At 65.6% G+C, this 25641-nt stretch carries 24 protein-coding genes; 12 read left to right on the top strand and 12 right to left on the bottom strand.

Features of this window, described 5'->3' with window-relative positions:
* The first annotated feature begins 10 nt into the window (after positions 1 to 10).
* Complete coding sequence (gene secB, locus ACVCMJ_RS13985) at positions 11 to 523, top strand: protein-export chaperone SecB (protein WP_447082004.1); 513 nt, start codon at positions 11 to 13, stop codon at positions 521 to 523.
* A gap of 7 nt (positions 524 to 530) precedes the next feature.
* Positions 531 to 1562: an NAD(P)H-dependent glycerol-3-phosphate dehydrogenase gene (locus ACVCMJ_RS13980; protein WP_447082003.1), complete on the top strand. Its 1032-nt coding sequence runs from the start codon at positions 531 to 533 to the stop codon at positions 1560 to 1562.
* A 22-nt stretch (positions 1563 to 1584) separates the two neighbouring features.
* Here ACVCMJ_RS13980 and ACVCMJ_RS13975 read toward each other — a convergent pair whose 3' ends face one another.
* Positions 1585 to 2055 carry a tRNA (cytidine(34)-2'-O)-methyltransferase gene (locus ACVCMJ_RS13975; protein WP_447082002.1) on the bottom strand — a complete coding sequence of 157 codons (471 nt, stop codon included), beginning with the start codon at positions 2053 to 2055 and terminating at the stop codon, positions 1585 to 1587.
* On the bottom strand, positions 2033 to 2908 hold the full coding sequence (locus ACVCMJ_RS13970) for a phosphoribosyltransferase family protein (protein WP_447082001.1): 876 nt from the start codon (positions 2906 to 2908) through the stop codon (positions 2033 to 2035). The genes ACVCMJ_RS13975 and ACVCMJ_RS13970 overlap by 23 nt, the downstream gene beginning before the upstream one ends.
* 75 nt (positions 2909 to 2983) lie before the next feature.
* Between ACVCMJ_RS13970 and ACVCMJ_RS13965 the strand changes: the two genes are divergently transcribed.
* From ACVCMJ_RS13965 to ACVCMJ_RS13945, 5 genes are read left to right on the top strand one after another with little or no spacing between them, the layout of a single operon-like run.
* Positions 2984 to 3949, top strand: a complete 966-nt coding sequence (locus tag ACVCMJ_RS13965; RefSeq protein WP_447082000.1) for a methyltransferase domain-containing protein — start codon at positions 2984 to 2986, stop codon at positions 3947 to 3949.
* 18 nt (positions 3950 to 3967) lie between these two features.
* Positions 3968 to 5287 (top strand): 16S rRNA (cytosine(967)-C(5))-methyltransferase RsmB, encoded by a 1320-nt coding sequence (rsmB, locus tag ACVCMJ_RS13960; protein WP_447081999.1) that lies wholly within the window; start codon positions 3968 to 3970, stop codon positions 5285 to 5287.
* A 57-nt stretch (positions 5288 to 5344) separates the two neighbouring features.
* Positions 5345 to 5914 carry a DUF4390 domain-containing protein gene (locus ACVCMJ_RS13955; RefSeq protein ID WP_447081998.1) on the top strand — a complete coding sequence of 190 codons (570 nt, stop codon included), beginning with the start codon at positions 5345 to 5347 and terminating at the stop codon, positions 5912 to 5914.
* Positions 5914 to 8250, top strand: coding sequence for an ATP-binding protein (locus ACVCMJ_RS13950; RefSeq protein WP_447082601.1), 2337 nt, complete (start codon positions 5914 to 5916; stop codon positions 8248 to 8250). Before ACVCMJ_RS13955 ends, ACVCMJ_RS13950 begins: the two co-directional genes overlap by 1 nt.
* Positions 8251 to 8256: 6 nt before the next feature.
* On the top strand, positions 8257 to 8964 hold the full coding sequence (locus ACVCMJ_RS13945) for a response regulator (RefSeq protein ID WP_447081997.1): 708 nt from the start codon (positions 8257 to 8259) through the stop codon (positions 8962 to 8964).
* Between the two features lie 7 nt (positions 8965 to 8971).
* Here ACVCMJ_RS13945 and fmt read toward each other — a convergent pair whose 3' ends face one another.
* Together fmt and def are read right to left on the bottom strand one after the other, a co-directional pair.
* Positions 8972 to 9931: a methionyl-tRNA formyltransferase gene (fmt, locus tag ACVCMJ_RS13940; RefSeq protein ID WP_447081996.1), complete on the bottom strand. Its 960-nt coding sequence runs from the start codon at positions 9929 to 9931 to the stop codon at positions 8972 to 8974.
* Positions 9931 to 10455 (bottom strand): peptide deformylase, encoded by a 525-nt coding sequence (def, locus tag ACVCMJ_RS13935; protein ID WP_447081995.1) that lies wholly within the window; start codon positions 10453 to 10455, stop codon positions 9931 to 9933. Before def ends, fmt begins: the two co-directional genes overlap by 1 nt.
* A gap of 107 nt (positions 10456 to 10562) precedes the next feature.
* On the opposite strand from def, the gene dprA reads away from it, so the two are divergent.
* Both dprA and ACVCMJ_RS13925 read left to right on the top strand, forming a co-directional pair.
* Positions 10563 to 11702: a DNA-processing protein DprA gene (gene dprA, locus ACVCMJ_RS13930; protein WP_447081994.1), complete on the top strand. Its 1140-nt coding sequence runs from the start codon at positions 10563 to 10565 to the stop codon at positions 11700 to 11702.
* Positions 11703 to 11852: 150 nt separating this feature from the next.
* On the top strand, positions 11853 to 12758 hold the full coding sequence (locus ACVCMJ_RS13925; RefSeq protein WP_447081993.1) for a hydroxymethylglutaryl-CoA lyase: 906 nt from the start codon (positions 11853 to 11855) through the stop codon (positions 12756 to 12758).
* A gap of 81 nt (positions 12759 to 12839) precedes the next feature.
* Here ACVCMJ_RS13925 and ACVCMJ_RS13920 read toward each other — a convergent pair whose 3' ends face one another.
* The 8 genes from ACVCMJ_RS13920 to ACVCMJ_RS13885 all read right to left on the bottom strand — a co-directional run bounded on the left by ACVCMJ_RS13920 (position 12840) and on the right by ACVCMJ_RS13885 (position 22428).
* A complete protein-coding gene (locus ACVCMJ_RS13920) occupies positions 12840 to 13859 on the bottom strand; it encodes an amino acid ABC transporter substrate-binding protein (RefSeq protein ID WP_447081992.1) in 1020 nt (339 codons plus the stop codon).
* Positions 13860 to 13983: 124 nt separating this feature from the next.
* Positions 13984 to 15255, bottom strand: coding sequence for a phenylacetate--CoA ligase family protein (locus ACVCMJ_RS13915; protein WP_447081991.1), 1272 nt, complete (start codon positions 15253 to 15255; stop codon positions 13984 to 13986).
* Positions 15256 to 15273: 18 nt separating this feature from the next.
* Complete coding sequence (locus ACVCMJ_RS13910; protein ID WP_447081990.1) at positions 15274 to 16101, bottom strand: ABC transporter ATP-binding protein; 828 nt, start codon at positions 16099 to 16101, stop codon at positions 15274 to 15276.
* 99 nt (positions 16102 to 16200) lie between these two features.
* On the bottom strand, positions 16201 to 17532 hold the full coding sequence (locus ACVCMJ_RS13905; RefSeq protein ID WP_447081989.1) for an ABC transporter substrate-binding protein: 1332 nt from the start codon (positions 17530 to 17532) through the stop codon (positions 16201 to 16203).
* A 38-nt stretch (positions 17533 to 17570) separates the two neighbouring features.
* Positions 17571 to 18635 carry a branched-chain amino acid ABC transporter permease gene (locus ACVCMJ_RS13900; RefSeq protein WP_447081988.1) on the bottom strand — a complete coding sequence of 355 codons (1065 nt, stop codon included), beginning with the start codon at positions 18633 to 18635 and terminating at the stop codon, positions 17571 to 17573.
* A gap of 74 nt (positions 18636 to 18709) precedes the next feature.
* Positions 18710 to 19639, bottom strand: a complete 930-nt coding sequence (locus ACVCMJ_RS13895; RefSeq protein ID WP_447081987.1) for a branched-chain amino acid ABC transporter permease — start codon at positions 19637 to 19639, stop codon at positions 18710 to 18712.
* An 8-nt stretch (positions 19640 to 19647) separates the two neighbouring features.
* Entirely contained in the window at positions 19648 to 20466 is an 819-nt protein-coding gene (locus tag ACVCMJ_RS13890) for an ABC transporter ATP-binding protein (protein WP_447081986.1), read from the bottom strand.
* Positions 20467 to 22428 carry an AMP-dependent synthetase/ligase gene (locus ACVCMJ_RS13885; RefSeq protein ID WP_447081985.1) on the bottom strand — a complete coding sequence of 654 codons (1962 nt, stop codon included), beginning with the start codon at positions 22426 to 22428 and terminating at the stop codon, positions 20467 to 20469. It lies immediately after the preceding gene.
* A 149-nt stretch (positions 22429 to 22577) separates the two neighbouring features.
* Between ACVCMJ_RS13885 and ACVCMJ_RS13880 the strand changes: the two genes are divergently transcribed.
* The 3 genes from ACVCMJ_RS13880 to ACVCMJ_RS13870 all read left to right on the top strand — a co-directional run bounded on the left by ACVCMJ_RS13880 (position 22578) and on the right by ACVCMJ_RS13870 (position 25619).
* Positions 22578 to 23252 (top strand): Crp/Fnr family transcriptional regulator, encoded by a 675-nt coding sequence (locus ACVCMJ_RS13880; RefSeq protein ID WP_447081984.1) that lies wholly within the window; start codon positions 22578 to 22580, stop codon positions 23250 to 23252.
* Between the two features lie 100 nt (positions 23253 to 23352).
* Positions 23353 to 24642 carry a Glu/Leu/Phe/Val family dehydrogenase gene (locus ACVCMJ_RS13875; RefSeq protein WP_447081983.1) on the top strand — a complete coding sequence of 430 codons (1290 nt, stop codon included), beginning with the start codon at positions 23353 to 23355 and terminating at the stop codon, positions 24640 to 24642.
* Entirely contained in the window at positions 24642 to 25619 is a 978-nt protein-coding gene (locus tag ACVCMJ_RS13870) for an asparaginase (RefSeq protein ID WP_447081982.1), read from the top strand. The genes ACVCMJ_RS13875 and ACVCMJ_RS13870 overlap by 1 nt, the downstream gene beginning before the upstream one ends.
* Positions 25620 to 25641 lie beyond the last annotated feature (22 nt).

Below are 25641 nucleotides of genomic sequence, written 5' to 3'. Positions count from 1 at the left end.
CGGAACTTTCATGTCTGAAGAAAACGAAACCCAGAACGAGAACGGCCAGGCTCCCAGCTTCGGCCTGCAGCGCGCTTATGTAAAAGACCTGTCGGTGGAACTGCCCAACGCACCGGCCATTTTCCTGGAGCAGAAGGGCCCGACCGTGGAGGTCTCCATCCAGGTCAGCGGCCAGCAACTGGCCGAAGGCGTCTTTGAATCCGTCGTCACAGCCACGGTAACCACGCGCATCGAAGACAAGGTCCTTTATTTGGTCGAACTCAGCCAGGCCGGCATTTTCGAAGCCACCAACATCCCGGCCGAGCAGCTCGATCCGCTGCTGGGCATTGTCTGCCCGACCATGCTGTACCCCTACCTGCGCGCCAACATCGCCGATGCGATCACGCGTACGTCCCTGCCGCCCCTGCACCTGAGCGAAATGAATTTCCAGGCGCTGTACGAGCAGCGTCAGGCGCAACAGGCCGGCCAGAATCCCCCGGAAGAAGGTTCGGGCCTGATCCTGCCGCCCGGCGTCCGCAACTAGGCCGACCGTGGCACCGGTACGGCTGGCCGTCCTCGGAGCCGGAAGCTGGGGCACCGCGCTGGCGGCCCTCGCCTGCCGGCGCGCCGATACCTTGATCTGGGCCCGCGACCCTGCGCTGGCCGCAGCCATCCGGCAAAGCCACCGCAATCCGCGCTACCTCCCGGACATCGCCCTGCCCGCCTCGCTGTCGGCCACCAGCGACCTGTCGGCCAGCCTGGACCATGTGCTGAAAGGCCCCCACGAGGCGGGCCGATTGGTGGTGCTCGGCGTGCCCATGGCGGCTCTGGCCGATCTATGCCGGAAACTGGCGGCCTTGCTGCCCAGCCAGGCGCCCGATCTCCACATCCTGTGGACCTGCAAAGGCATCAGCGCCGAGACCCGGCAATGGCCCCACGAAATCGCGATGCAGTGCCTGCCCCGGCGGCGCTGGCTGCACATGGGGGCCTTGTCGGGGCCGTCGTTTGCTCACGAGGTGGCACTGGGCCTGCCGGTCGCGCTGACTGTCGCGGGGGATTGCGCCGGGACGGGCCGGGTGACGCAGGCCGCCTACCATGGGACCCAGGCCAGGATCTACACGACCCGCGACGTCCTGGGGGTGGAAGTCGGCGGCGCCCTGAAGAACGTGATGGCCATCGCATGCGGCATCAGCGATGGGCTGTCGCTGGGGAACAATGCACGGGCCGCGCTGATCACGCGGGGGCTGGCCGAGATCCAGCGTCTGGGCGTCGCACTGGGCGGCCAGGCTGACACGTTCACCGGCCTGACGGGGTTGGGCGATCTGGTGCTGACGGCAACCGGCGACCTGTCGCGCAACCGCCAGGTGGGCCTTGCGATCGCCCGGGGGCAACCGCTGCAAACCATCCTCGCCAGCGGGATGACGGCCGAAGGCGTGCGCTGCGCGCGGGCCGCTCTCGCACTGGGGGATCAATGCGGGCTGGATCTGCCCATCACTGCGGCCGTCTGCGCCGTGCTTTTCGAGAACATGCCGCCCAGGCAGGCCGTCGCCGCCCTCCTCTCGCGAGAAGCCCGCGCCGAATGAGGGCCGGAGACGCAGCCCTCCGTCAGATACCGCCCGAATATCCCACCTGCCGCCATGCCTCGAACACGGTCACGGCGACGGCATTGGACAAATTCAAGCTGCGCTGCTTCGGCTGCATGGGGAGGCGAATCCGCTGATCGACCGGAAATGTGTCGAGTTGGGCCTGCGACAGTCCGGCCGTTTCCCGGCCGAAGACGAATACGTCGCCCGGCCTGAACGAATGGCTGCCGATCAGCGATGAGCCACGCGTGGTCAGCGCAAACCGGCGCGTCGGATCGCCCCCAATGGCGGCCAGCGCCTGCGTCAGGTCGTCATGCACCTGCATGTGTACCCACTCGTGGTAGTCCAGCCCCGCGCGGCGCATCTTGGCGTCGTCCAACGGGAAACCGAGCGGGCGCACCAGATGCAGCGAGGTGCCGGTATTGGCCGACAGGCGAATGATGTTGCCGGTATTGGGCGGAATCTCGGGTTCAACCAGAACGATATGGAACATGGGTTTCTTCAGGCGGATCCCGGCCAGCGCCGGGGCGGCCCATTGTAGAGCCTGAGCGCCATCCGGCTGCCGGGCCCGCGGAACCGGCGTAGGACAATGGCGGCGGCGCGGACCCGCCCACCCCCGGCACGACAGTCACCGTCCGTGCCAGCACCCAGCCGCTGACACGCGCCGCGCCGGCCGCCTTCAGAACCGACGCAATTTCCTGCAGCGTGGAGCCCGTGGTGAGCACATCATCGACCACGACGACGTGCTTGCCGGACAAATCGATTGTCGCGCCCCGGATGCGCTCGCAGGCATAGGCGCCCCTGGGTGCCAACAGACGCTCGGCACGCCCCAAAGTGCTTTGCTTGGGGCCTTCATGGGTGCGGCACAAAAGATCCAGCCGGTAGGGCAGGCGCAAGCGCCGCGACAGAAGGCGCGCGATCTCCGCCGGCGGGCTGAAACCCCGCTGGCGAAGCGAGTCGCGCCGTGCAGGCACGGGGGCTACCCAGTCCACCGGCCACCCGTCCGAAGCCGAATGTCGAACCGCGTCGGCCAGCCGGTCAGCCAGCATCCCCGCGAGGGCCAACCGGCCCGCCAGCTTGAAATCGCGTACCAGGCGTTCGCCCGCTCCGCGATAGTCGAAGGCGGCCACCACGCGATCAAACGCCGTGGCGCGCTCCAGACAATCCGGACATCCCAGTGCCCTCAGCGGATGGGCGCACACCGGGCAACGGCCGCCGCCCGCCACCGGCAACAGGTCAGCGAGACAGGCCCCGCACAGGCCCTGTCCTGTGACCCGCCGATCACAGACGGGACATTCCGCCGGAATCCAGGACCGCCATTCGCGCCACCTCCTCAGATCCAGCATAATGTCACCTCACACGCCGCACGGACGCCCATCTCAGCACGGATCCCGCGCCCGCGGCACAGGCCTTGATTCCTTATGTCACAGCTTCCCCGACTGCCCATCGACCCCCAGGCCGTCACCCGTCAATTCGCCCGGCGCGCGCCGCTGGATGCACCCCAGTTTCTCTTCGGTGAAATCGCCCAGCGCATGTTGGGTCGTCTCTCCTACATCCGCTTCCATCCCAAAGACATCCTGGACGCCGGCTGCGGCGCGGCCCATGCCCTGGACCCGCTGCGGGCACGCTATCCCGACCTGAACTACACCGGCCTGGACGCCTGCGGTCGCCTGCTGGAGATCGCCCGCGACCGCTACGCCGCCAAACCGGGCTTCTGGCACAAGCTGCGCAACAAACCCACGCCGGCCCCGCGCTTCATGCAAGCCGACCTGGCCGAAACGGGTCTGGAAGAACAAAGCCAGGATCTGGTCTGGTCCAACCTCGCCTTGCACTGGCACCCCGAGCCACACCTCGTCCTGCAGGAGTGGCGTCGCGTACTGCGCAACGACGCGCTGGCGATGTATTCCAGCCTGGGACCGGGAACCTTCAAGGAGCTGCGCGAAGCGCTGGCCGACGCCGATCTGGAGACGCATTCCATGGAATTCGTGGACATGCACGACTTCGGCGACCTGATGATCCAGGTGGGCTTCGCAGACCCCGTCATGGACCAGGAAATCATCACCCTGACCTACAAGACCGTGGACAGGCTCCTGCATGACGTCTATACATTGGGCGGCAACCCGCATACCGAACGCCACCGGGGCTTGGTGGGCCGGCCCTGGCGCGAACGCCTGGCCCGGTCGCTGGAGCGCCGCCGCCACGCCGACGGCACCATCCATCTCAGCCTGGAAGTCGCCTACGGCCACGCCTGGCGTGTTGCCACTCGCAAAGGGGTCTTCGGCGACCTGCCGGTCACCGTCTTCAAGCGGGCCAAGCCGCTGGAAGATGGCAAAATGCCGCCGCGGGTCGTGCCGCGCAAGATCGATCCGCACGAGCCGGAAGCGTAAGAACACACCGTCGCACCCATGCTCCCGCATCCCTCCGCCCCTCTGTCCGCCCAATTGCTGGCGGCCGCCGGAGCCGTTCGTGCCGTCCTGAGCGGCCAGTCGCTGTCGGATCATCTGGGACAGGTGCCGCTTCCTTTGCGGCCGGCCGTGCAGGCGTTGTCCTTTCATGCGATGCGCCATCTCGGCTACGCCCGAGGCGCGATGCTGGCGCTGGTCCCGCGCGAGCCGGGCGATCCGCTGGTGCGCGCGCTGCTGTTGCTGGGCCTGTGCCTGATGGAGGCCAGTCTCGCCCGAACCGATGACCGGGCGCCGGGGCCTGGCACGCCAATCTATCCGCCGCACACGCTGGTTCATCAGCTGGTGGAAGCAGCCGCCGGCGAACGCCGGTGCCGACCCGCGAAAGGGCTGCTGAACGCCGTGCTGCGCCGTTATGCGCGCGAGCGCACGGCCGTGGCGGCACAGGTGATCGCACAGCCTGAGGCCTGCTGGAACCATCCTGAATGGTGGATCAGCACCATACGGGAAGCCTGGCCCGATCACTGGCAGGACATCCTGCAGGCCGCCCAGCGGCCACCCCCGCTGGCATTGCGCGCCAACAGCCGTGCGGTCACGCGCGAGGCCCTGCAGTCGCACCTGCGGGCGGCGGGGCTGGACTGCCACGCCGTGGGCGCCGAAGGCCTGATCCTCGAATCCCCTCAGCCCGTGCGCGACATCCCGGGCTACGACCTGGGATGGTGGTCGGTGCAGGACCCCTCCGCCCAGCGGGCGGGACATCTGCTGCCATTGGCCGACGGCCAACGTGTGCTGGACGCGTGCGCCGCCCCGGGCGGCAAGACGGCCCATCTCCTGGAGCGCCACTCCGTGAGGCTGACGGCGCTGGACAGCGACGCACGGCGCCTCGCCCGCGTGGCCGACAACCTGAAGCGGCTGCGATTGGAGTCGGCAAACGTCACACTGCGCTGCGCGGATGCCGCGCATCCGGCCGACTGGTGGGATGGGCAGCCCTATGATGCCATTCTGGCGGACGTCCCCTGCACCGCCTCGGGGGTCGTGCGGCGCCATCCCGATATCCGCTGGCTGCGGCGGCCCGACGACCTGGCCCGCACGGCCGCGCTGCAGGCAGGCATCGTCGACGCCCTGTGGACCACGCTCGCACCAGGCGGCCACCTGCTCTATTCGACATGTTCGATCTTCCCGCAGGAAGGCGAGCGACAGATACAGGCATTCATGCGCCGGCACACGGACGCCGGTCGCCGGGCTGCGCCGGGGCACATTCTGCCGGGTCACGACCAGGAAGGGGACGGTTTTTTCTACGCCTTGATTGCCAAGACCCGGTGAGTCGTCAACAATACCGCTATATCCCACCCTTTCTGAACGGGACTCCAGCCACGACGCATGCTACGTACCTTGCTTGTTTTCACGCTCTGCTGTCTGTGCCTGCTGCCGCCCGCGCTCTATGCCGATCAGGCACAGGTCGTCCGCATCGAGCCGCAGTTGCGCGACGGACAGCTCCTGCTGGATGCGGACATTGAATTCACGCTGGGATCGGAACTGGCGGATGCGGCCGAGAAAGGCGTACCGCTGTACTTCACGGCGGACCTGCACATTGTGCGGCCGCGATGGTGGTGGTTCGACGAAACCATCGTCTCCTCCGATCAGACCTGGCGCATCCAGTACAACGCGCTCACGCAGCAATGGCGCATCGGCATGGGTGACCTGTCCATGCCCGCCACATCCCTGGATGAAGCGCTGGACCTGGTCCGCCACATCCGCGGCTGGCCCGTGGGGCCCGCCGATCTTTTCGACCCGGATACGCAGTATCACGGGCGGCTTCGGCTGCGACTGGATACCTCACGCCTGGCCCGTCCCTTCCAGGTCGATGCCCTGAACAGCAACACCTGGTCCCTGACCACGCCATGGAAAGATTTCACCTTCTCGATCTCCGCCGCAGCGCCCCGCGACTGATCCGGTGGGCGCTGCGCGTGGCGCTCCTGGTGGCCGCCGTGAGCGCCATGGCGCTGCTCGGCCTGCTGGTCTGGTCCACCGGCAACGCCTCGCGCTACGCCCAGCAATACGACACCTTGCTGATCCTGAACGGCGTGCTCGCGGTCGCACTGATTTCCTGGGTGACCATCCTGACCGTGCGGCTGCTGCGCCAGATCCGCCGCCGCCAGTTCGGCTCCCGCATGACGGCGCGCTTTGCGCTGTACTTCACGCTGATCGGCATCCTGCCCGGGGTGCTTATCTACGTGCTCTCGGTGCAGTTCATGTCGCGCTCGATCGAGTCGTGGTTCAACGTGCGCGTGGACAGTGCCCTGGAGGCCGGCCTGAACCTGGGCCGCGCGGCCCTGGATGCCCAACTGGCCGACCTGAACAACCGCGCCCGCAGCATGGCGCTGCATCTGAGCAACGCCAGCGACGCGGAAATCGCCCTGCGCATCACGCCGCTGCGGGAAACTGATGAAGTCGACGAAGCCATGGTCTTCACGGGCAACGGGCGGCTGATCGCATTTTCCTCATCGAACTTCGGCAAGCTCCTGCCCGACTTGCCGCCGACCAGCGTGATGAATCAATTGCGGGTGGCGCAAAGCTATTCCCGGGCGGAGGCCGACGTGGCCGCGGGCGGCGGCCCCACCAGCGACGGCCTGCACTTGCGCGTCGTGATCCCCATCGGCACCCAGACCGACCGGCTGGGCAACGGGGCCGCAGGTATGAGCGGCGACTCGCGATGGCTCCAGGTCATCCGCGCTGTTCCCGAACGGATCGCGCGCAATGCCAATCAGGTTCAACAGGGTTTCCGCGATTACCAGGAGCTCGCCTTGTCACGCCTGGGCCTGCGCAAGCTCTATGGCATCACGCTGACGCTGGCCCTGATCCTGGCGGTGTTTGCCGCCGTGGTCGTGGCCCTGGGTGTTTCGCGGCGGCTGGTGCGGCCGCTGCTCACGTTGGCATCGGGCACGCAGGCTGTGGGTGTGGGCGACTATCGCCCGTTGCCCGAATCGGCCGCGCCCGACGAGGTGGGGCAGCTGACGCGATCCTTCAACGCCATGACCCGCCAGCTCGAAGAAGCCCGCCAGCTCGTCGATCGGCACCGCCGCCAGCTCGAACAGAGCAACCTGTATCTGGAATCGGTGCTCAGCAACCTGTCCTCTGGCGTGCTGGTCTTCGACAAAACGTTCCACCTGACGCTCTTCAACCACGGCGCCCAGAACATCCTGCACATCGACCTGCGCACCGTCCAGGGCCGGCCGCTGGAGACGGCGGACGGGGCATTGCCGCTGGCCCAGATGATTCGACAGGCGTTCGCCGCGCACGATGCCGTGGAATCGACCCGGCCCTACTGGCAGCAGCAATTCGAGGTCGAACTGCAGCAACTCACCGACAACGACCGCAAGTTCCACGTCGTCACGCTGCTGGCGCGCGGCACCCACCTGATGACCAACGGCCAATCCGAAGGCCATCTGGTGGTGTTCGACGACATCAGCGAGGTCATCTCGGCCAACCGCACGGTCGCCTGGGGCGAAGTCGCGCGCCGTCTGGCCCACGAGATCAAGAACCCGCTCACCCCCATCCAGCTTTCGGCCGAGCGCCTGGCGATGAAGCTCACGGACCGACTGCAGCCGGCCGATGCCGCGATGCTGCGCCGCTCCACCGACACCATCGTCAACCAAGTGGCCTCGCTCAAACGCATGGTCGACGATTTCCGGGAATACGCGCGCACGCCGCCGGCCCAGATGCAGCCGATCGACCTGAACGCGTTGCTGACCGAACTGCTCGGCCTGTATGGCTGGGATCCGAACGACCAGTCGGACGCGCCGGCCGCGGCAGGGGTCGCCCGCTTCAGCGCCCAGCTCGCCCCCGACCTGCCGCGAATCGAGGGCGACCCGGCACAACTGCGCCAGGTGATCCACAATCTGCTGGCCAACGCACGCGATGCCGCCTGCCAGCATCACCCATCGGGCGGCAGTCACGTCCAGGTGCAGACACGGCTCATCCGCCCCGATGACCAACCGGACCGCGCCAGCGTGCGTCTGAGCGTGGCCGATAACGGCCCCGGCTTCGCAGCCGAGGTTCTGCCGCGCGTCTTTGAACCCTACGTCACCACCAAGGCGACCGGCACCGGCCTGGGCCTGGCTATCGTGAAAAAAATCGTGGAAGAGCACGATGCCCAAGTCGACATTTCGAATCGCACCGGCGACGGCGCACGCATCTCCATCCTGTTCACTCGCCTGGCGGACCGGCCCGATCGGCTGGACGAGGGCGTGCAAGCACAGGATAATAAGCACAACATCAAGGTGTGAGGTGATATGGCCAGAATTCTCGTGGTCGACGACGAAATAGGCATCCGCGAACTGCTGTCCGAGATTCTCTACGACGAAGGCCACACGGTTGAACTGGCCGAGAACGCCACGCAGGCACGCGAATACCGCTTGCGGCAACGCCCGGATCTGGTCTTGCTCGATATCTGGATGCCCGACATAGACGGCGTGACGCTGCTCAAGGAATGGTCCAGCCAGGGCCTGCTGAACATGCCGGTCATCATGATGAGCGGCCATGCCACGGTGGACACTGCTGTGGAAGCCACGCGCATCGGGGCTGTCGATTTCCTGGAAAAGCCCATCACCCTGCAGAAGCTGCTCCGGTCAGTCGCAGCGGGTCTCGCACGCCCCGTCATCCCGGCCTCGATGCGCAGCCGGACGGAACGTCCCATCGTCGTCGACCCGGTATTCACTCAGCCGCCGGCGCTGGCGGGAACCCCCGCCCAGCCCGTCGTCGTGGCCCAGGCACCCGCCGCCCCCGCGCCCGACGGCTCCCGGCTGGGCAGCATCTCCCTGAATCAACCGCTGCGCGAGGCGCGCGACGCCTTCGAGCGCATCTACTTCGAATACCATCTGGAGCGCGAGAACCACAGCATGACGCGGGTCTCGGAACGCACAGGTCTGGAGCGCACGCACCTGTACCGCAAGCTCAAGCAGCTCGGCATCGAGACGTCACGCAAGAAAGCCGCCAGCTAGCGCCGATTCAGGCGGGCGGCTTCCAGCCGCGCACAAACACATCCACGGGCTGGCGCTTGCCACCCGATTTCTGCAAGACCAACAGGCGCAGTGTGCCATCAGCCGTCGCCACGTCAATGCCGCCGGGGGCCGCGCGCAGCACGGTGCCCGGCAGCGCTGGGCCGGCGTCGACGGGGGCTGGCAGCGACTGCGCAGCCCAGACCTTCACCGGCTGGTCCAGCCCCGCGAGCATGAGCGTTGAGCCCGGGAACGGATCGAACGCCCGGACTCTGCGGGCCAGCACATCGGCGGGCTGCGAAAAGTCCAGCACGGCTTCCGACTTCAGCAGCTTCGCCGCATAACAGGCGCCCTCCTCGGGCTGCGGCCGGGCTGGCAAAGGCTTGCCGGCATCCAGTTCGGCCAGGACCTGGACCATGGTCTCGGCGCCCAGGCGCGCCAGTCTGTCGTGCAGGCTCGCGCCTGTTTCATTCGCGGCGATCTCGCACTCTGCCCGGGCCACCATCGCGCCGGTGTCCAGCCCCGCATCCATCTGCATGATCGTGACGCCGCTGCGCGCGTCTCCCGCCTCGATGGCCCGCTGGATCGGGGCCGCGCCGCGCCAGCGCGGCAGCAGGCTGGCGTGGATGTTCAGGCACCCGTAGCGGGGCAGATCCAGCGCCCATTGCGGCAGAATGAGACCATAGGCGGCCACCACCATCACATCAGGGGCCAGCGCCAGAAGCACCTGGCGGGCCTGCGCCGCATCATCGGCATACCGGCCATCGAGCCGCAGGCTGCGGGGCTGGAAAACCGGCACGCCCGCCGCCAGGGCCGCTTCCTTCACAGGCGAGGCGACCTGCTTCATGCCGCGCCCGGACGGGCGGTCAGGTTGGGTGAATACCGCCAGGATCTCGTGCCCGGCCGCCGAAAGGGCAAGCAGTGCGGCACGCGCGAATTCGGGCGTGCCGGCAAAAACCAGACGGGACACTAGACGCCCGCCGGTTCGCGCTGGGCCTCGCGCTGCTGCTTGCGCAGGCGCGTGCGGATGCGGTTCTGCTTGAGCACCGAAAGATACTCGACGAAGACCTTGCCCACGAGGTGGTCCAGCTCGTGCTGCACACACACGGCCAGCAGGCCGTCGGCGTCGAATTCATACGATTCGCCGCGTTCGTTCAAGGCGCGCACATGAATCCGCGCCGACCGCTCGACCTCGTCGTAGATGCCGGGGACCGACAGGCAACCCTCTTCGTAGACCTGCTGCTCGTCGCTCTTCCAGGTGATTTCCGGGTTGATCAATACGTGGAGCGCATTGGCCTCTTCGGAGACGTCGATGACGACGACACGTTCATGCACGTCGACCTGCGTCGCGGCCAGCCCCACCCCCGGGGCGGCATACATGGTCTCGGCCATGTCGCGAACGAGCTGGCGGATGCGATCGTCTACCTGACCGACCGGCGCGGCGATCTTATGAAGCCGTGCGTCCGGATATTTGAGAATGGGAAGCAAAGCCATGCGAAAGCCCAATTCAGTGAACCCTAAAGCTCTATGATAAAACAAGTTTGTGCCGATATTGCCCCGTTTCACCGACCGGCGACTGTGCCCCGTGGCACACTAATGCCATGGCCCTGACCCCTGACTTCCCCGAACAGCGCGCCTGGATCCGGCTGAACCTGGAACCCCGCCTGAAATCCGAGCACTTGCAACTCCTGCTGTCGGCATTCGGCATGCCTCAAAACATCTGTGCCGCCTCTACGGGCAGCCTCGCGCGGTATCTGACACCCGTACTGGCCGCGCGCCTGAGCCGCCCGCCTGACGAGGACCAGCAGGCCGCCATCGAGCGCACCCTGGACTGGCTGCAGGTCCCCGGGCACGCCCTGCTGACGCTGGCCGACCGGGACTCCTACCCCGCAACGCTGCTGGACCTGGCGGGCGACGCGCCCCCCGTGCTTTTTGCGCATGGCAACCTGGACCTTCTGCGGCGCCCCGCCATCGCCATCGTTGGGGCCCGCAGCGCCACGCACAGCGGCATCGACAATGCCCAGGACTTCGCGCAATACCTGGCGGAGCAGGGCTGGTGCATCCTCAGCGGCCTGGCCAGCGGCATCGACGCAGCGGCCCACCAAGGCGCGCTGCAGGCGGGTCCAAGCGGCGGTGGGACCATCGCCGTCCTGGGCACCGGCATCGATCGCGTCTACCCGATCTCCAACCGGGATCTGGCTCACCAGATCGCGGCAGGCGGTTTGCTGATCTCCGAGTTTCCGCTCGGCACCAAGGGGCTGCCATTGAACTTTCCCCGCCGCAACCGCCTGGTCGCCGCTCTGTCCCGCGGCGTGCTGGTGGTCGAAGCGGCCGAGCGCAGCGGCTCGCTGATCACCGCGCGTCTGGCCGGCAATCTGGGACGCGAGGTCTTCGCCATCCCGGGATCCATCCATTCGCCGCTGTCCCGCGGCTGCCACGCCCTCATCCGCCAGGGGGCGAAGCTTGTGGAATCGGGCCGGGACATTCTCGAAGAACTGCAACAGGGCACCCTGCCGGCCGTGCCGCCCGCGTCCGCGGTGGCCATGACGCCGCCGGACGGCCTGCCGGCAGAGGCCTTCGAGAAGCTTCTCGATGCCCTGGGCCACGACCCGAAGGGAGTGGATGCGCTGCAAAGCCGGACTGGCTGGGCAACCCCCGATCTGCTGAACAACCTGACCCTGATGGAACTGGCCGGCCAGATCGTGTGCCAGGCGGACGGGCGCTACCTGCGCCGGCGCTGACCAGAGCCTTGCAGCCGTGGATCGTCGGGAGCCGGTTCGTCCGGACGTATTGGCCGGACCCATGCGTTATGATGAACGAGACGCCCGGACGCTATCCGGAAGCTCCAGGGTCGTCTCCCCAGTCTCTCCAATTTCTAGGCATGATTCCCCATGGCTGAGCGCGTCAAAATCGTCGAGGTCGGGCCACGCGACGGCCTGCAGAATGAAAAACAATTTGTCGAAACCGCCATCAAGGTCGAACTGGTGGACCGGCTGTCATCGGCTGGCTTCGCCAACATTGAAGCCGCTGCGTTCGTGTCGCCGAAGTGGGTCCCTCAAATGGCCGACGGCCCTGAGGTCATGGCCGCCATCGAACGCCGCCCGGGGACTGTCTATTCGGCGTTGGTCCCGAACCTGCGGGGATTCGAAGCTGCGTTGGCGGCAGGCGTTGACGAAGTCGTGATTTTCGGCGCCGCCAGCGAGGCTTTCTCCCAACGCAACATTAACTGTTCGATCGCCGAATCGATCGAGCGCTTCGAACCCGTCGCGGCCGCTGCCAAGCAGGCCGGGTTGCGGCTGCGCGGCAGTATCAGTTGCTCGCTGGGCTGCCCCTACCAGGGGGAAGTGCCCGTCTCTGCCGTGGTGTCTGTCGCCGAACGGTTCCTGAAGCTGGGTTGCGACGAAATCGACGTCGCTGACACCATTGGGGTCGGGACGGCGGCGCGCGTCAAGCGCGTGATGCAGGCCGTGGGCCAGGTTGCGGATCTGCAAACCCAGGTCTCCGGGCACTTCCACGACACCTACGGGCAGGCGCTGGCCAACATACTGGCCAGCCTCGACTGCGGGGTGCGCATCTTCCATAGCTCGGTCGCGGGCCTGGGCGGATGCCCGTACGCCAAGGGCGCCACCGGCAACGTCGCCACCGAAGACGTACTGTATCTGCTCAAGGGCCAGGGGCTGGAGACGGGCGTGGATCTCGACGCCGTGGTGGACATCGGCCAATGGATCTCGCAACAGACCGGCCGGGCCACTTCGAGCCGGGCCGGACGCGCGCTGGCCCTGAAAAAACAGGGCTGAAGTCTCGTCCGCCGTGCGGCAACACCGACGTGGCAGACAGGTGGGGCCGACAGAGGCCGGACGGCCGCAACGGGCGTGGCATCAGTGGATCGGCAGCGGATACATCAGTCCACCTTTGGTCCATAGGGCATTGAGCCCGCGTTGAATCTTCAGCGGACTGCCCATGCCGACGTTGCGATCGAAGGATTCGCCGTAGTTGCCGACCTGTTTGACAATGCGGTAGGCCCATTGCTCATCCAGCCCCAGATTCTTGCCGGCGCTCCCCGTCACGCCCAGCAGCCGTTGGACATTCGGATTGGGACTCTTCAACTGGGCGTCCACATTGGCGGTGGTCACGCCCAATTCGTCGGCATTGATCATGGCCTGGAAGGACCACTTCACGATGTTGAGCCAGGCGTCGTCGCCCTGTCGTACAAACGGTCCCAGCGGCTCCTTGGAAATGATCTCGGGCAGGATCACGTAGTCTTCCGGCTGAGTCAACTTGGAAATGCGGATCGAAGCCAGGCCCGATGCATCCGTCGTGAACACATCGCAGCGACCGGCCGCGTAGGCGTTCACGACCTCATTGAACTGCTCGATGACCACCGGTTTGTACTGCACGCCATTGGCGCGTGCCCAGTCCGCCATGTTCTGCTCGTTCGACGTGCCGGTCTGCATGCAGACCGTCGCGCCGTTGAGTTGCTTGGCCGACGTGATGCCCAGCGACTTGGACACCAGAAATCCCTGGCCGTCATAAAAATTGATGGCGGCATGGATGGCGCCCAGCGACGTGTCGCGGGACTCCGTCACGGTGGTGTTGCGCGCCAGCAGATCGATTTCACCCGACTGCAGCGCGGTAAAGCGCTGCTGCGCACTCAGCGGCACGATCTTCACTTTGGAGGCGTCCCCCAGCGCGGCCGCCGCCACCGCCCGGCACATATCCACGTCCAGGCCTTTCCACTCGCCCTTGGCATCCGGCGCCGAGAAACCGGCAAAGCCGGTCGTCACGCCGCAGCGTACCGCGCCCTGCTGCTTGACCAGGGCCAGGGTGTCGGCCCGAGCGGCCGGAACGCCGGCCGCGAGCGCCACCGCCAGGGTGGCTGCCGTTGTGAGTCCACGCATGATAGGTCTCCCCGAGTACATGTCGATGCACAAGCAAAAATAGTACGCCCGGGCGCCCGGCCATGTGCATCCCCCGGGACCATAAGCTCATGACCGGCAAGGCGGGATGGCCGAAAGGGCCCCCTCACTGGTACGTCCGCAGGTCCTCGATGACCTTGCCATCATTGGGCAGGCTGCCCGGCGGCACGGCCTCTACCGTGGCGCGCAGTTTGGTCTGGTCCCGGACGGTGCCGGCCACGGCAGAGGTATCCAGTGAAGGCTCCGCCTCGACCCGCAAGGTCATGACGTCGTGGCCGGCCTCGCCCGAGACGACGAGGCGGGCGCGATGGATGTCCGGATGCTGCGTGAGCACCCGGGCAATCTGTTCCGGATGCACGAACATCCCGCGCACCTTGGTGGCCTGATCCGCCCGCCCCATCCACCCGCGGATGCGCAGATTCGTGCGGCCGCATGGCGACTGGCCCGGCATCACGGCCGACAGATCTCCTGTACCGAACCGCAGCAACGGATAATCGGGATTCAGCGTGGTCACCACGACCTCGCCGACTTCGCCTGGGGGCACGGGCTGGCTGGTGCCCGGACGCACGATCTCCAGGATCTTGTCCTCGTTGACCACCAGGCCGCAACGGCCTTCCGTTTCAAAGGCCACCATTCCGAGGTCCGCGCTGCCGTACGCCTGGAATCCCTGGATGCCCCTGGCGTGAAACCAGCTCTGCAGCGAGGGCGGATAGGCTTCGCCCGAAAACAGCGCCCGCGTCAGCGCGGGCAGCGCCACGCCGATCTCGTCCGCGCGCTCCAGGATGATGCGCAGGAAACTGGGCGTTCCCGCATAGCACTGGGGCCTCAGGTCCGCCATGACGCGGACCTGTTGCTCGGTCTGCCCGACCCCGCCCGGAAACACCGTGCACCCCAGCGCATGGGCGGCGGTTTCCATCATCGATCCCGCTGGGGTGAAGTGGTAGGAAAAGCAGTTATGGACCAGCATGCCGGGCCGCACGCCTGCCGCATACAGCGCCCGGGCGAAGCCCCAGTAGTCGGGGCGGGCGCTTTCGGGCTCGTAGATCGGCCCGGGCGAAGCAAACACGCGCTGGGCAGTCCCCCACCCGACGGTGGAAAAACCGCCGAAGACGCGCTGCCGCTCGGATTCCGGGGAGCCATCCGAGGCGCCGATGCGCGCGGCATGCTGGTTCTGGAGGAGTTCGCCCTTGCGCAGCACCGGGACCTGCGCGAGGGCCTCGCGCGAGGTCAGCCCCGCCACGTCGACCTCCGCCAACTGCCGGGCGATTGCCGGGGCCTTGTCCCGGGCGGCCGCCAGTGCCGCGGGCAAGCGCCGGAACAGATCGGATTCCCGCTGATCAGCGGGCTGGGTTTCGCGTGTATCGAAATAGGCCTGCATGGTGTTTCATTCCCGGGTTCAAGCGAGCCAGCGCTTGCGGCGGCGATAGAACTTGGTGTCCCGGAAACTGGTGCGCCCGGCTCCCGACACCCCCAGATAGAATTCCTTGACGTCCTCGTTCTGCACGAGGCTCCGCGCGGCGCCATCCATCATGACCCGGCCGTTTTCCAGGATGTAGCCATAATCGGCATAGCGCAGCGCCACATTGGTGTTCTGCTCGGCCAACAGAAAGCTCACGCCTTCGCGCTGATTCAGGTCGCGGACGATCTCGAAAATTTCCTCGACGATCTGGGGCGCCAGCCCCATGGACGGCTCATCCAGCAGAATCATGCGCGGATCGGCCATGAGCGCCCGTCCGATGGCGGCCATCTGCTGCTCGCCGCCCGACGTATATCCCGCCTGGGTCCCGCGACGCTGTTTCAGGCGCGGAAAATATTTGTAGACGCGCTCCAGCGCCGCATCCAGTTCGGTACGCGACAGTCGTCGCGTGTAGGCGCCCGTCAGCAAATTTTCTTCGATGCTCAGGTGCGCGAAGCAGTGCCGGCCTTCCATGACCTGGACCACGCCGCGCTGGACGAGGTCGGCAGGCGACAACGCCTCGATCCGCTCTCCGCGATAATCGATGCTGCCCTTCGTGACCTCGCCGCGCTCGCCCCTGAGCAGGTTCGAGATGGCGCGCAACGTCGTCGTCTTGCCGGCGCCATTGGCTCCAAGCAGCGCCACGATGCGGCCCTCGGGCACCGTGAGCGACACCCCCTTGAGCACCAGGATCACGTGGTTGTAGATCACCTCGATGCCATTGACGTTCAGCAACACATTGGCGTCCGCGGCCTGAGTGCCATTCATGACTTCATCTCCGTGAATGTCGTGCCCCGCTCGCCCGGCCCCGGGAATGCCGGTCCGCCGGACGGGGCACCGGGGCCGGACACACCGGCCCCGGTCGGATCAGCCTTCGGCCGCGCAATCGCGCGTGGAAAGCTTCTTCTCGGCGGCATACTTGTCGCCCAGCGACTTCACCAACGGCTGCACGTACTTGGGGTTGGACTGGTACCAGTCCGACACCACCTTGAACTTCTTGCCGTCCCACTCGATGATGCGGGCCCAATCCGTCCCCATGTGATTCTCGCAGGACGTCTTGACCGGCCGCATGAGCTTGGCAAAGCCCAGCTTCTCCAGACGGGCCTCATCGAGGTTCAGATGTTCGTATCCCCAGCGCACCTGTTCGGGAGTCATGTGCTTGCCCTTGCCGTATTTTTCCTGCGCCGTACGGATGGCCTCGACCTGCAACATCGAAATCATCATGCCGCGCGTATAGGCCAGCGACCCGAAGGACTTGCCGTCCTTGTCGGACCCCTGCCCCTTGTCGTAGACGTATTTCTTCATGTCTTCGTGCACGCGCCCATGCTCGGCGCTGTTCTGGATGGTGATGCCGTGATAGCCCTTGGCCGCCGCCCCCAGGTCTTGCACGTCGGTCTCCGAACTGGCCCACCAGATGCCATACATCTTGTCGCGCGGATAGCCCACGCCCTGAGCTTCGCGAATGGCCGTGGGCGTCATGATTCCGGCGCTCCAGAGCAGCACGAAATCCGGACGGTTCTTGCGTATCTGCAGCCACGTAGCCTTTTGTTCCACACCGGGCGCCGCGACCGGATAGAGCTGCAGGTCGAAGCCATTGGCCTTGGCACGCTCCTGCAACAGCGGGATGGGTTCCTTGCCGAAAGGCGAATCGTGATAGACGAGCGCAATCTTCTTGCCCTTCAGCTTGTCCTCGCCGCCCACACGCTTGGCAATGTCCTGGATCATCACGTCGGCGGCTGTCCAGTAGGTCCCGAGCAGCGGGAAGTTCCATTTGAATACCCGGCCATCGGCGGACTGCGACAGCCCATAGCCCACGGTCACCACCGGACGCCCATCGACCATGGCGCGATCCGTGACCGCGAACGTGATGCCGGTGGACTGGGTGTCAAAGCCGGTGGCGCCTCCCATTTTGTCCTTCAGCCGCTCGTAGCATTCCACGCCCTTGTCCGTGGAATAGGCCGTCTCGCATTCCTCGTACGTGATCTTGACGCCATTGACACCGCCATCACGTGCGTTGACCAGCTTGAGGTAATCCAGCTTGCCATCGGCCCAGGGAATCCCCAGCGGCGCAAAAGATCCTGTCCGGTACACCAGCAATGGAATGAAGTCCTCTTCGGCAGCCTGGGCGGCGCCTGCCGCGCCCACCAGGCCGGCAACGGCCAGTACGACGGCTGCGGTTCGAGTCAGTGCGTGCTTCATCTGTAGCTCCTCCTGGTGCTTGCGGCACCGTTAAAAAATCAATGCGGAAATGGCCAGATCCGGAGTTTTTCCTTGGCGATGCTCCAGAGCCGGGCAAGGCCATGCGGTTCGGCGATCAGAAAGAACACGATCAAAAAACCAAAGATCATGTGGTCGATGTGGGACGCCAGGTCAACCGGCAATTCCAATCCCAGCAGTTGCGGCACATTGGTCAGCAGGATGGGCACCAGCACCATGAAGGCGGCGCCAAAGAAACTGCCGATGACCGAGCCCAGCCCCCCGATGATGATGATGAACAGAAGCTGCAGCGAACGGTTCAGGTCGAAGGCGAGCGGCTCCCAGGATCCCAGGTGGATGTACGCCCACAAGGCGCCCGCCACGCCGATGATGAAGGAGCTGACGGCAAACGCGGTGAGCTTGGCATATACCGGCCGGATTCCGATCACGGCGGCGGCCACATCCATGTCGCGGATGGCCATCCATTGCCGGCCGATGGCGCCCCGCACCAGGTTCTTCGTCAGGACCCCGATGACCAGGACGAAGCACAGCACGAAGAAATATTTCTGGGCCGGGGTTTCAACGGGCAGCCCGAACGCGGCCAGCGGCGGCACCGAGACATTCCCGGAAGACGAATAATCCGTCAGATACGGAATCCGCAGGAAGGCCCAATCCATGAAAAACTGGGCCGCCAACGTGGCCACCGCCAGATAGAGGCCGCGAATGCGCAGGCTGGGAATCCCGAACACCACCCCCGCGATCGTCGCGAAAATGCCGCCCAGCAGAATCTGCGCCACCAGCGGCAGCCCCGGAATCCGCACCCCGAAGTTCCATGCCGCGTATGCTCCCACCGCCATGAAGGCTCCGGAACCCAGGGAAATCTGACCGCAATACCCCACCAGAACATTCAGCCCGATGGCGGCCAGCGCCAGGATCAGGAACGGAATGAGCACCGCTTGAAGCAGATATTCCGACGCCAGGAGCGGCACCGCGACAAAAGCCGCCAGCAGCAGCCCCCCCACAAACCAGCGGTCCTGGCGGATCGGAAAGATCTGCTGATCCGCTCGGTAGCTGCTCTTGAACTGGCCGTTTTCACGATAAAGCATGAACAGACGCTCCATCCGCCGTGTTGCAGGGCGCTGGTGGCCGGCTGGATGACTTCATGTCGCCCAACCCGACACTAGACCCGGTCGATGATTTTTTCGCCGAACAGGCCCTGGGGCCGGAACAGCAGGAACACCAGGGACAATACATAGGCAAACCAGATTTCGATGCCACCGCCCACGAAGGGGCCCAGATAGACTTCAGACAGCTTTTCGCCTACGCCGATGATGAGGCCGCCGACAATGGCGCCGGGCACCGAAGTCAGCCCCCCCAGGATCACCACCGGCAGCGCCCGCAAGGCCGCCGTGGACAGCGAAAACTGCACGCCGAATTTCGAGCCCCAGACCAGGCCGGTCACCAGAGCCACCAGGCCCGCTACCGTCCAGACCACCACCCAGATGCGATTGAGCGGGATGCCCACGGACTGCGCGGCCTGGTGATCGTCGGCCACCGCGCGCAGCGCCCGCCCCACGGACGTGTACTGGAAGAAAAAGGCCAGGGTCGCCACCAGGACCGCCGCCACCACCGCCGCCGTCAGGTCTTCCAGGCTGACCAGCACGCCGTTCTCGAAAACGGTGTCCAGGATGATCGCCGGATCCTTGGGCATGCCCACGTCGATCGAATAGACCGAACTGCCAAACATGATCTGACCGATACCGTCCAGGAAATAGCTGATGCCGATAGTGGCCATGAGCAGGGTGGTTTCTTCCTGGTTGACCAGGTGGCGCAGCACCAGGCGCTCGACCAGCAGCGCGATCAGCCACATGAACGCCGCGCTCACCACAAAGGCAATCACGTTGGCCAGCCACAGCGAATCGCCGCCCAGCCAGGCGTTGGTCCACTCCGAGAACCGGGCCATCGCCAGCGCCGCGATCAGCACCATGGCGCCCTGGGCGAAATTGAACACCCCCGAAGCCTTGAAGATGAGCACGAAGCCCAGCGCCACCAGCGCATAGAGCATGCCGCTCATCAACCCGCCAATCACCGTCTCCAGAAAGAATCCCATGCCCGTTCCTAGTGGCTGGCGCCCAGGTAGGCGCGGATGACCTCGGGATTGCCGCGCACCGCGTCGGGCGCGCCGTCACCGATCTTGCGGCCATAGTCCAGCACCACCACCCGATCCGAGATGTCCATCACCACGCCCATGTCGTGCTCGATGAGGACGATGGTGGTGCCATACTCATCGTTCACATCCAGGATGTAGCGGCTCATGTCCTGTTTTTCCTCGATGTTCATGCCCGCCATGGGTTCGTCCAGCAGCAAAATGCGGGGCTCCATGGCCAGCGCCCGCCCCAGATCCACCCGCTTCTGCAGCCCATACGGCAACCGCCCCACGGGCGTCTTGCGCCAGGCCTGGATTTCCAGGAAGTCGATGATGTTCTCCACGATCTCGCGGTGGGCGATTTCCTCGCGTTCGGCGGGTCCCAGGCGCAGCGCCTGGGCCAACAGGCCGCTTTTCATCCGCAGGTTGCGCCCGGTCATGATGTTGTCCAGCACGCTCATGCCCTTGAAGAGAGCCAGATTCTGGAAGGTGCGGGCGATTCCCATCTCGGCGGCCCGGCGCGGATTCATGCGGCTGAACTGCTGGTCGCCGAGCAGGATGCGGCCCTGTTGCGGCGTGTAGACCCCGTTGATGACATTGAGCATGGAACTTTTGCCGGCACCGTTCGGCCCGATGATGGCGCGGATCTCGTGCTCGCGCACATCGAAGGAGATATCCGAGAGCGCCTTCACTCCGCCGAACGTCAGCGAGATGTTCTGCAGGTCCAGGACCACGTCGCCCACGCGTTGCGTCCGGGCATCCCCAGTGGCGGAGGCCGATAGGGCGCTCATTCAGGCCACCTTCTTCAGGGATTCCGGCGAGACCACCGTCACCGGCTCGATGTGCAGATCGGCCGACACCCGCCCGGTGCGCCCATCCTCGAATTTGACCTCGGTCTCGATGAATTGGGATTCGCGGCCGGCGAAGAGGGCATCCACCAGTACGGCGTATTTCTGTGCGATGAACGCGCGACGAACCTTGCGCGTACGGGTAAGCTCGCCATCGTCCGGATCGAGTTCCTTGGGGAGGATCAGGAAACGTACGACCTGGGATGCCGCCAGCTTGGGATCGCCCGCCAGGTCGTGATTGACTTGCGCGACGCAATCCCGGATCAGGACATAGACCTCGGGTTTGCTGGCCAGATCGGTATAACCCGCATAAGGCAGCCCCCGGCGCTCGGCCCAGTTGCCCACGGCTTCCAGATCAATGTTGACGAACACGCAGACGTAATCGCGGTCCGCTCCAAAGGCCACGGCTTCCTTGATGAAAGGGAAGAACTTGAGTTTGTTCTCGATGTATTTGGGGGCGAACAGGCTGCCGTCCGCGAGGTGGCCCACGTCCTTGGCGCGGTCGATGATCTTGAGCTGGCCGTCGGCATCCATATAACCGGCATCGCCGGTGTGGTACCAACCATCATCGGTATAGGCCTCGGCAGTGGCCGCCGGGTTGAGGTAGTACCCCGAAAACAGGCCCGGGCTGCGGAGCTGGATCTCGCCACTGTCGACCACCCGGATTTCCACGCCGTCGCAGGGCGGCCCTACGGTGTCGTCGCGTACCTGGCCGTCGGCCTGAACGCAGACGAACACGGAGGTCTCGGTGGAGCCGTACAACTGCTTGAGATTGATGCCAATGGACCGATAGAACAGGAACAGGTCGGGGCCTATGGCTTCGCCCGCCGTGTAGGCAATCCGCACGCGGCTCATGCCCAGGATGTTCCGCAAAGGTCCATAGACCAGCAGGTCCCCGAGCGCGTACTTGAATCGGTCCCAGCCCCCGACATTGCCGTGGCCGTCCAGGATGTCGCAACCCACGCGGCGCGCGAGCTTCATGGCACGATCGAACAGCCAACGCTTGAGGCGCCCCGCGTCCTCCATGCGGATCATGACGTGCGTGAGCAGGCCCTCGAGCACGCGCGGCGGCGCGAAATAATAGGTCGGCCCGATATCGCGCAGATCGATGGAGACAGTCTCGGGCGACTCGGGATGGTTGACCGTGAAACCGGTGGTCAGGAACTGGGTGTAGGAGAACATGTTCTGGCCGATCCAGGCGGGCGGAAGATACGCCAGCACGTCCTCGTGATCCGTCAATCGCTCGAAGCGTTCGATGACACGGGCGCGATCGATGAGCGCCCGGTGACTGAGCACCACGCCTTTGGGCTTGCCCGTCGTGCCCGACGTATAGAACATGGCGGCCGTGTCGTCCGGGGAAATCGCAGCCATCAGCTCATCGATCGCGCCGGGATCCTGCTGGAGGCGGGCATCTCCCTGCGCCAGCAGGGCGTCCCAGCTCTGCAGGCGTGCATCCGCATAGTGGCGCAGACCGCGGGGATCGTCGTAGACAATGCGGCGCAGCGCCGGGCAGCGGCCCGAGACTTCCAGCATCTTGTCGACCTGTTCCTGGTCTTCGACCACGACCACGCCGACCTCCGCGTCCTGCAGCACGTACGCCATTTCGTCCGCGACGGCGTCCTGGTAGAGCGGCACGGGAATGGCTCCCACCCACTGCGCCGCCATCATCGACATGTAAAGACGCGGGCGGTTCTCGCCGACGACTGCCACATGATGGCCGGGCGCCACCCCCAGATCCACCAGGGCGGCCGCCACTCGGCGCACTTCGTGCGCGACCTCGGACCAGGTCAATGTCTGCCAGATCCCCAGGTCCTTTTCACGGATCGCGGGCCGATGGCCTCGAACGCGGGCGTGATGCAGCAACAGAGCCGGGAAAGTTGTTGGCAGCGCGGATTCCTGTACCATGATGTCTCCTCGGCTGACGCAGAAAATGATTGCGCCAGGTACCGTGAAATGCGCTTCTGCACGAGCGCTGTTTGCACCTAAGGTACCGGCTGCACATCACCCGGACTGTCGCACATATGACATTCGACTGTGATCTAGGGTAATTCCCCATGAACCTGACTCAGGATTTGCGGGCCCACGCCGCCTGGTTCGAACTGCTGGAGGACGCCCAACAAGCGCGCGTCCTGCAGGACACGACCGTGGCCGAGGTAGCGCCCGGTACCATCGTCGAACACAAGGGCGTGGTGGCCAGCGCCTGGGTCGGCGTGCTCGACGGGCTGATCAAGGTGTCCGTGGGCAATGCCGACGGCAAACTGGCCTCGCTCACAGGGGTTCCGGCGGGGGGCTGGATCGGCGAGGGTTCGCTGCTGAAGCACGAGGCGCGCAAATACGACATCATCGCGCTTCGCCGCAGCACCATCGCGCGGTTGCGCGGAGATACCTTCTACTGGCTGCTGGACGCCAGCATTCCCTTCAATCGCTACCTGTTGCACCAACTGAACGAACGGGTGGCCCAGTTCATCGGCAAGGCCGAATACGACCGGCTGCTGGCGCCCGACGCCCGCGTGGCCCGATGCCTGGCGGAACTCTTCAACCCCCTGCTCTACCCCGGCAATTCCATGCGGCTGGAGATCACCCAGGAAGAGATCGGTTATCTCGCGCGCATCTCCCGCCAGCGCACCAACCAGGCCTTGCGTACGCTGGAAGCTGCGCAGCTCCTCAGAGTGGAATACGGTGCCGTCCAGGTGCTGGATCTCAACGGGCTCAAGGACTATGGAATCTAGGGCACCACAGGGCGCCGGCACGACAGTCTCGGGCGGCCGCACTAAAATGGGGCCGCTTGTATGTTCGTGTATCTTTTAAACTCTGTAGAGGCTGCGCAACATGGCTGAACCACATTTGCAACACTTGCCGTCCTATATGGATGCCGCTCATCCAGGCCCGTGGGCGATCTATCTGGAGCAGGTGGACCGTGTGACACCGTATCTGGGGCCGCTGGCGCGCTGGGTCGAAACGCTGAAGCGCCCCAAGCGCATCCTGATCGTGGACGTGCCGGTCGAACTGGACAACGGCAGTGTGGCCCACTTCGAGGGCTACCGCGTTCAGCACAACACCTCGCGCGGCCCCGGCAAGGGCGGCGTGCGCTTCCACCAGGACGTCACCCTGTCCGAGGTGATGGCCCTGTCCGCATGGATGTCGGTCAAGTCGGCCGCCGTGAACCTGCCCTTCGGAGGCGCCAAGGGCGGCATCCGCATCGATCCGCACCAGTATTCGATGGCCGAGCTCGAGCGCATCACACGCCGCTACACCAGCGAAATCGGCGACATCATCGGCCCAAACAAGGACATCCCGGCACCGGACGTGAACACCAACGCGCAGGTCATGGCGTGGATGATGGACACATATTCCATGAACGCGGGCAGCACGACCACCGGCGTGGTCACCGGCAAGCCGGTCTCGCTGGGCGGCAGCCTGGGGCGCGTGGCCGCTACGGGTCGCGGCGTGTTCGTCGTGGCCTGCGAGGCCGCGCGCGAATCGGACATCGACATCAAGGGCGCCCGCGTGGCGATCCAGGGCTTCGGCAACGTGGGCGGCACAGCGGCTCAACTGTTCCATGAGGCCGGTGCGAAGGTCGTCGCCGTCTACGACCATACTGGAATCGTATACAACGCCCGCGGGCTGAACGTCCCCGTGCTGCTCGACTATGTACACCAGCACGGCGGCGTGGTCGGCGTGCCGGACTCCGAGACGCTCCAGCCTGATGAATTCTGGTCCCTGGAGACCGACATTCTCATCCCGGCCGCCCTCGAAGGCCAGATCACGCACGACAACGCCGACCTGATCCGCACCCGGATCCTGGTCGAGGGCGCCAACGGTCCGACCACCCCCGAGGCCGACGACATCATTTCGGCAAAGGGCACCGTGATCGTGCCTGACGTGGTCGCCAACGCGGGCGGGGTGACGGTCAGCTATTTCGAATGGGTGCAGGACTTCTCCAGCTTCTTCTGGACGGAACAGGAGATCAACCACCGCCTGGAAGCGATGATGCGGTCGGCCTATGCCTCGATGTCGAAGGTGGCCCGCGAACATGCGGTATCCCTGCGCACCGCGGCCTTCATCGTCGCCTGCTCGCGCATCCTCGAAGCGCGCCAGGTCCGGGGCCTGTATCCCTGATGCGCAGCCGCCTCATCCTGATCGGTACGGGCGGCACCATCGCCGCCACGGCCCCGGTTGCCCAGAAGCTGACCGACTACGAGGTCACCCAGGGGATCGCCCGCATGCTGGCGGAGGTCCCCGGGGCTGCGGGCCTCGCGGACATCCGTTGCGAGCAACTCTGCAATCTGGACAGCCGGGCCATGAACGCCTCCTGGGTACTGCGCCTGGCCCGGCGAATCCGGCAGCATGCGGAGTCCCCTGACATCGACGGCATCGTCATCACCCACGGGACGGACACGCTGGAGGAAACCGCGTTCTTCCTGCACCTGACGATCCATACGGCCAAACCGGTGGTGCTGGTGGGGGCGATGCGTCCGGGTTCGGCACTCAGCGCCGACGGACCGCTGAATCTCTACAACGCGCTGCTGGTCGCTCGCGATGCGGCCAGCCACAATCGCGGCATTCTGGTGGCCATGAACGATCAGATCCTGGCGGCCCGCGACGTGACCAAACTCAGCACCACCCAGGTCCAGGCGTTCGGCGCCGACGGGCAAGGCGTGCTGGGAGCCGTCTGCGACGGGACCGTGCGCTACGCGGCGCGCCCCGATTTGCCGCCGGAAGCGGTTTTCCCGCTGCGCGGCCTGCGCAGCCTTCCGGCCGTGGACATCATCCTGGATTACCAGGACGCGCCGCTGCATCCCTACCAGGCGGCCGTTCGCGCCGGATCACGGGGCATCGTCGTCGCCGGCATGGGCAACGGCAGCCTGAGCCCGGCCGCCGAACGAGGCTGCGCCCAGGCGATACGCCAAGGACTGGTGTGCGTCCGGGCCAGCCGCGTGCCGCGCGGGGCCGTCACACCCAAATCGGGCGACACGGCCACCGGGCTGTTGGCCGCCCACGGACTGAATGCCCTGCAGGCCCGCATCGCGTTGCGGCTGGCACTGGCGCATGGGTGGAACCGCTCGCAGGTCGAGGCGATACTGCCCTACCTGTGAAGCCCGGTCGCCCTCACCGGCA

This window comes from Castellaniella sp. UC4447_H14, from assembly GCF_052978285.1.
The sequence above is the reverse complement of the archived record's forward strand: the minus strand, read 5'-3'. Positions and strand labels throughout refer to the sequence as shown.